This window comes from Desulforhabdus sp. TSK, assembly GCF_022836495.1.
Lineage (GTDB): Bacteria > Desulfobacterota > Syntrophobacteria > Syntrophobacterales > Syntrophobacteraceae > Desulforhabdus.
This window is the reverse complement of record NZ_BQXM01000035.1, coordinates 50,893-57,274: the sequence shown is the minus strand read 5'-3', so window position 1 is coordinate 57,274 and position 6,382 is coordinate 50,893. Positions and strand designations below refer to the sequence as shown.

Annotated in this window: 7 protein-coding genes and 1 pseudogene; 3 read left to right on the top strand and 5 right to left on the bottom strand. The window is 55.4% G+C overall.

What is annotated here, in order from left to right; genetic code table 11:
* The 5 genes and pseudogenes from MWC30_RS17555 to MWC30_RS17535 all read right to left on the bottom strand — a co-directional run.
* A pseudogene (locus tag MWC30_RS17555) lies at positions 1 to 310 on the bottom strand (YedE-related selenium metabolism membrane protein); the annotation flags it as partial.
* A complete protein-coding gene (locus MWC30_RS17550; protein WP_244085506.1) occupies positions 294 to 521 on the bottom strand; it encodes a hypothetical protein in 228 nt (75 codons plus the stop codon). The pseudogene MWC30_RS17555 and the gene MWC30_RS17550, both read right to left, overlap by 17 nt.
* Before the next feature lie 304 nt (positions 522 to 825).
* Complete coding sequence (locus tag MWC30_RS17545; protein WP_244085505.1) at positions 826 to 1,182, bottom strand: hypothetical protein; 357 nt, start codon at positions 1,180 to 1,182, stop codon at positions 826 to 828.
* A 10-nt stretch (positions 1,183 to 1,192) separates the two neighbouring features.
* Positions 1,193 to 1,468 (bottom strand): hypothetical protein, encoded by a 276-nt coding sequence (locus MWC30_RS17540; protein WP_244085504.1) that lies wholly within the window; start codon positions 1,466 to 1,468, stop codon positions 1,193 to 1,195.
* Between the two features lie 15 nt (positions 1,469 to 1,483).
* Positions 1,484 to 2,206 (bottom strand): transglutaminase-like domain-containing protein, encoded by a 723-nt coding sequence (locus MWC30_RS17535; protein WP_244085503.1) that lies wholly within the window; start codon positions 2,204 to 2,206, stop codon positions 1,484 to 1,486.
* A gap of 486 nt (positions 2,207 to 2,692) precedes the next feature.
* On the opposite strand from MWC30_RS17535, the gene MWC30_RS17530 reads away from it, so the two are divergent.
* The 3 genes from MWC30_RS17530 (at position 2,693) to MWC30_RS17520 (ending at position 6,342) form a co-directional block, all read left to right on the top strand.
* Positions 2,693 to 2,887 carry a hypothetical protein gene (locus tag MWC30_RS17530; RefSeq protein ID WP_244085502.1) on the top strand — a complete coding sequence of 65 codons (195 nt, stop codon included), beginning with the start codon at positions 2,693 to 2,695 and terminating at the stop codon, positions 2,885 to 2,887.
* Positions 2,888 to 2,905: 18 nt separating this feature from the next.
* Positions 2,906 to 4,054 (top strand): double-cubane-cluster-containing anaerobic reductase, encoded by a 1,149-nt coding sequence (locus MWC30_RS17525; protein WP_244085501.1) that lies wholly within the window; start codon positions 2,906 to 2,908, stop codon positions 4,052 to 4,054.
* A 446-nt stretch (positions 4,055 to 4,500) separates the two neighbouring features.
* A complete protein-coding gene (locus tag MWC30_RS17520; protein ID WP_244085500.1) occupies positions 4,501 to 6,342 on the top strand; it encodes an alkaline phosphatase family protein in 1,842 nt (613 codons plus the stop codon).
* The last annotated feature ends 40 nt before the right edge of the window (positions 6,343 to 6,382 follow it).

Here is a 6,382-nt window from a genome sequence, read left to right as displayed (position 1 = left end):
TTGCCAGGGGCGCCGAACCTCCCCTGGATTTGAACTCACCGAGCGCCAGGGCGGCAGCAAAAGACCCCAGCACAAACCCCAGGATCTCCGGCCTCAGGTACTGCACCAGCTCCGCCCGGTGCATGCCCAAAGCGCCCGTGATATCCCGATCGAAGCAGGCCACGCAAATGCCCATGTTGCCGGGGTTTCCCAGCTTTTGCAGCAGGGCGGCCAACACCCCGATGATGGCACCGACCGCGATGATGCCCGCTTTCGTCGCAAAGACATTCTTCGTGCTTTCCACTCCCACCTCCTCAAAAATTGTTCTCATGTTCAACTTTTTCGGCCTGCGACAAAGGACAGACCAGCTCCTCTGCGGGATAGGCATGTGCGCTCCCACAGTCAGGGCACTCCACCTCGACCGTTCCCACAAGCACTTTGCCTCCCTCCGAGTCCTCCCGCGTTTTCAGCTCACCCAGGATGCGCCAGTCTTCCGACAGGTACCCTTTTCCAGTTACAGGGCAAGTAAAGTAGAGCTCCACCGGATTATCCTCTTCGCGTGCGGGACTTGACCCGAGTGTAGAGGGCGCCGACTTGGCGTTTTCCACTATTATGTTGGCGAAGGCTCGAAGCTAAAATTCCTCCCCACGCTCGATAGGATGCATGGTGCCGTCGGCTCCCTAAACAGCGTTTTCATCGAATCCCGGCAGTTTCAGATGCCTCGCCAGATCGATGAGAAAGGCCTGCGTGCAAGTAGTGCCTGCCATCGAAGATCTTGCCCGTGAGCGGTTCGGTCATGGGAGTGCGCAGGCCGGTAAACTTCATTAGCGGCGCGTGGGGGTTGAGCTATCCGTAATGGCCTTCGGGATAACAAAGGTCCGGGACGATGTAGTCCCTGCAGAGATTGCTCTCGTTGCCGGCGGTATCGTTGGAGACAAAGAGCGGCATTTTCTCGGCGCTGGAGAGCGTTTCGATGTAGAGGTACCCACCGGGGATATTGTAGACAGGGTTGAAACGGAAGGCCGTTTTCACCTTGATCTTCTTTCCCGACCGGATACCCACTTCGCCCGACTCGTCAAGCAGCGCCTCTTTGGCTTGATGGAACGGAACCGCTCTTCCCTCTCCACTCTCCCAAACGATGAACTGCCTGAGCCTTCCTCCGCCGCAGAGTGGCAAACCTTCAGCGCGAAAAGCTCTACTCACCTCAGCCAGGTTATTTCTCCCTGAACGTGAATTTGTATTTGAAAGTTGCAGGATCCAGCCAGTCGATGGTGGCGTCTCCGACCTGGGCGAACGGATAGCCGAAGGTATTGAGGGGGTCGCCGGCCTGGGGTGGATTCAAGACGATGTCACGCCCCGTCGAGAGCTTGATCCTGTAGGGATCGATCCCTCCCCAGAAGTAGGCCTTGTATTCCACCGCCTTTGGATCCTCGAGCTTCAAGTTTTCCACCAGCATGGCCTTCCGGACATCGGCGGGATCGACCGGCACCCATCCGTAGCCCGGCTAGTAGAATTCGGCCCAGCAGTGCTGGTAGCCCGTGATATCCTCTTCGGCTTTTTTCCCAAGGCGAATCCCAAAGACCTCCCGCGCAGGGACTCCGGATGCCCGGGCAAGAGCGATGAACACGGACGAGATGTCGGTGCATTTGCCGCCCGGCTTCTGGAGAAGCGCACAGACGTCCCCTCTCCCGCAACCGCGCGTGTTGGGGTCTCGGTACATGTTGGTGCAGGCCCAGTCGTAGATGGCCCGGGCTTTTGCCTGAACAGTCTTCTTGTCTTGGGTGATCTGGTCGGCAAGCTTTTTCACTTCTCCATCGATGGGTCCAAGACGGGTTGCACCGAGATCGGACTTGAAAGCATTCCGATCCCACGCCGGCTCCTCTGCGGGAAGATCCCTGCGAATGACCTCCTTGCGCTCGGCGGAAAAAGAAACCGTCATAGTGCGACTTTTGGCATCCTTGTCCCAAACGGCAAACAGAATAGGATTGCCGTGCTCACGGTCCGTGTAGACAGCGGAATTGGCGTAGTCTCCAGAAACCTTTATGTTACTGATCAGCTGATCCTCGTCCGAAACCGGATAGGGAACCCAGAGCTTCACCTCTTTTCCGGCCTCCTGGGCGGTAAGGTCGAATTCCAGCGTGACCGTGCCCGACCGCGTGGCCGACAGAGCCGAGTGGGCCGTTAGAGTGATACAAAAGAGCACCAACCATCCGAGGTATTTTCTCATTTCTGCTTTCCTCTCATTTCCCATTAAAATAATTTCCACATTCATACAACTTAATCGTGAGACACTAATTTATTGATTGAGGTGATTTCAAATAGGTAATTCGAATGCAGATATGCAATATCATCGGATTTTGCGATGGGTAGATACACTGGGAGGGTGACTCAGACGCTCATCCGTGGGAGATCACGGTATCCTGAATTTTTACCGGCCCAGGGTGGTACGTCCGGGTCAGGGCATCACTCAGGCCACTTGAGTTTAAGTATCTGTTATTGCTAACAGCTGAAGGCTCATCATATCTTCGATGGGACACCCGTCCACGGACAGAAGCCCCCGCACTGCGTGATCAGAGAATCATGCATCGTTTTTCTCGATGATAGATACCCATTTCAATTCATATTACCAATTTGAACTCCCCAGGCTTTCCATCTATAGATTTCTAATGGCTACAGGCCACTGCCAGCCATTTTCATCCTCTAGGGACCTTTCATGCCTCTCCTTGAAGCCCGCAATTTGAACAAGATCTTCACCGGCCGCATGCACCTGCCCCGGTACGCGGCCATGGAGAAGGACATGGGCAAGCCGGGTGAGCCCTGCACGGAGGGACTCTGCTGGAAGGAAGGGACATTGAACATGACCTTCACCGACCGTGAACTGCTGCTTATGCAAAGACTGAATCCATAGAGAAAATGAGAAGATCCCATGCGACCGGAAATCATGAAAGAATTCGAACGGGCCGGTGAGCTCTCGCTCCTGAACCTGGCAGAGCACAAAGAATCGGGAGGAAAAGTTGCGGGGGTCTACTGCCTTTTCGCTCCAACAGAGCTGGTGAGGGCAGCCGGCGCCATCCCCGTCAGCCTGTGCGGCAAGAAGGAAGCGCCCATCTCCGCCGCGGAAAAAACCCTGCCCCCCAATCTCTGCCCTTTGATCAAGTCCAGCTACGGGTACGCAGTGACCGACACGTGTCCGTTTTTCGCCGCTTCGGACTTCATCCTGGGCGAAACCACCTGTGACGGGAAAAAAAAGATGTTCGAGCTGATGGGGAGGATCAAACCGCTCCATCTCATGCATCTGCCCTATGACACCAGCCGAGGCCATGCGCTGGATTTCTGGCACCAGGAAATGATCCGATTGAAGGACTTCCTCGAAGAGCAGACGGGGCACGCCATAGAAGTGCAGGAGCTGAAGCGCCAGATCAAGCTCCAGAACGAGGTGAGGAGGCTGCTCTGGAGGATCTCCCGGTATAGTGCGGCCGAAACGATTCCCCTGTCCGGTCTCGACATGATGACCGTGATGGAAACCAAAAGCTCCTGCTGCGACCTTGAAGCCTATGCCGTGCTGCTGCGGCAGCTCATCGAGGAACTGGAAGCCCTCTCCGCGGCCGGAGTCTCCGACCGGCGGGAGGGCGCCCCGCGTCTACTGCTCACCGGCTGCCCGGCCGGGAAGGGGTCGGACAAGGTGTTGCAGCTCATGGAGGAATGCGGCGGCGTCATCGTCTCCCTGGAAAACTGCACCGGCATCAAAGGCCAGAACCTGCTGGTGGAGGAAGACGCGGCCGATCCTCTCCAAGCGCTTGCAAGTCGCTATCTGCAGACCCCCTGCTCCTGCATGACGCCCAATGAGGAGCGATTGCAGTTGATTCAGACCCTGGTAGAAGAACATCGGGTCCAGGGAGTGGTCGATCTGACCTGGCAGTGCTGCCACACCTACAATGTGGAGTCTTTCGTCATCAAGGAGCTCGTCGAAAAGCGCTGGAATCTCCCGTTCCTCCATATCGAAACCGACTATTCGGCCTCCGATACGGAGCAGCTGAGAACCCGGATCGAAGCTTTTCTCGAGCTGATGAGTTGAGAAAAGTCCCTGTGCCGGAAGGCATCCGAGGCACTCAACTGCCCGCACTGATGGGTTATCAGCATGTCGGCCTACAATGAAAAAAGATCTTTCGGGCATGCCTTCCGCATTGAATCGATCATATCAGCCAGCAGCGCCACCACGCTCCGGATTGCGCAGCGAAGGAAAGGAGGTGAAGGCCACGGCCGACAATGGAGACTTTTACCCTGATATTAGCGGTCATGGCACAAAACAAAACCTCAGGGGAAGAGACCGTCGATCCATTGCTGCAATGACGTGTTGTCTTCTCAAGGGTGGGCTCTTGCGCACCAAACCACGTCTCCCGACACGAAAGGGGGGTACGATAAAGTGTTGTGTCCACCACACAAGGACCCTCGTCGTAGTTCTATATTCCTATTGAAATGACCCTGCCCATGATCGGCAGGCAGGAGAGAAGGAGGGAAAAAATGTGTAAGTGTATTTTTAGGCTTTGTGTCGCCTTGTCAATTGCGTTTTTTGTTGGAATGGGGACGTTCTGCAGCTGTTTTGCCGGGGCACAGACCGATGCCTCCGATATCGTGTTGTCAAGCATTGAAAACCCTTTTCTCGGTGTACCCTCGGCCGTTAAGAACATGTACAACCCGGAGCGCTTCCCGGACGTCCAGTTGCTCACGCAGCCTTTTTGTCTTTTTACCAGTCAATCGGAATACAATAAAATCCTTGCGGGGGAAAAGCCCGATACCGTCGCCAGTCACGGCTCACTGTGGAACTACGATGCCGACGTCCCCCTCATCTTTTACGGCAAGGGAATTAAAGAAGGCTATCTCGGCGGAGAGGCCGACCTCATCGATATCGCACCAACACTCGCTTACCTGGCGGGAGTCCAACGCCCGGCTGCATCGACAGGCCGCATCCTGACGGAGATCATCAAACCCGAAGCGGCATCCTGGAACCAGAATCAGCGCCCTAAAGTCCTTGTGCTGGTCAGCCTGGATCAGTGTCGGAACGACCATCTGAGGACCTTCAGCAATGCGTTTTCCTTTCTGAACACCAGCATCGTCGCCAAAGGGGCGAGCTTTGCGCAGGGGCATGTCAGCAATGCCAAAACGGAAACGGCGGTCTCTCACAGTTCAGTGGGCACGGGAACCATCGCCGGTTTGCATGGGATTGTAGGCAACAACGTGATGCTGTCCGACGGCAGCTATCCGCTCGCCATCGATGACGGCAATGCCGGCCCCAACAACGGACACGGCGACTTGAGCCCCCGCAATCTGCTGGTCCCAACGCTTGCCGATGAATTGGATCGCCGTTATCTAAACAAGAGCATCGTCATCTCTTCCTCGAGTTACGGACGGGCATCTATCGGGGTTGCCGGCCACGGTGCATACTATAAGGATGGAGATTATGCCTACAGCGGTGCGGATAAGGATATCTCGTTTATCACCAACTGGTATTCAGGTGTGCCCTATACCAATACCGACTTTTATACTCTGCCGGACTATCTCAAAGTCGGCAGCAATTCCCTCGTCGCCGTCAAAGATTGGTTGAAGGCATACTACGGGCTCGACATCGAGCATACCCCGTGGTCTCACGGTCTCACCCTCCGGGACCGAAGCCCCTTCTCGGCCAGCAAGCAGGCCATCGGCTACCCTGCCGCGACCTTTCCGTGGGGCGAAAAATACAGCTTCAGTTATCCCATCGTGAAAGCAGGTCAGGCCGAGCCTGACAAACTGCAGAGCTATCAGGACTATGACCCCGCAACCACGAAGCTTTCGGATAAATATGGTGAAACGGTCAAGACGCCGTTTTTCGATCTATGGAATTTCGACCTCAACCTCATGGCCATGGAATACGAGGGGGTCGGGCAGGATAATATTCCCGACTTCGTGTTTTTCCATTTGAAGAGCATGGATGCCGTCGGGCACCGCTACGGCGTCTATTCCGGCGAAGTCTACAATTACATGTTCTTTGCCGACTACATGATCCAAAAGGTCATCGGGTGGCTGGACAGGCATGTGGGCAAAGGGAATTATACGGCCGTCTTTTTCGGGGACCACGGAGGCGCCAACGTTACCACCGGCGGCCAGTGGATCGTCAATGAAGTTGTGAAGAAAGACCTGGAAGATGCGTTCGGGTCCGGTATCGTGAAAAAACAGGGCGGCGATCAGTTCTGGCTGGATCAGGAAATCCTCCAACACAGCGGCAAGACCAATGAAGATGTAGCACGCTGGATGGAAGCCCAATTCAAATCCTGGATCATTCGGGCATACACCAAAGGTGAAGTCGAGGCTTCCGGCCAATGCAATTGAGGCAAGCGCAGGAAATCGGGGTATCCTGACAAACATACAC

Coding starts and splice junctions, on each gene's coding strand:
- MWC30_RS17535 (WP_244085503.1), bottom strand. CDS start 2,206: ATGAGAAAATACCTCGGATGGTTGGTGCTCTTTTGTATCACTCTAACG.
- MWC30_RS17530 (WP_244085502.1), top strand. CDS start 2,693: ATGCCTCTCCTTGAAGCCCGCAATTTGAACAAGATCTTCACCGGCCGC.
- MWC30_RS17525 (WP_244085501.1), top strand. CDS start 2,906: ATGCGACCGGAAATCATGAAAGAATTCGAACGGGCCGGTGAGCTCTCG.
- MWC30_RS17520 (WP_244085500.1), top strand. CDS start 4,501: ATGTGTAAGTGTATTTTTAGGCTTTGTGTCGCCTTGTCAATTGCGTTT.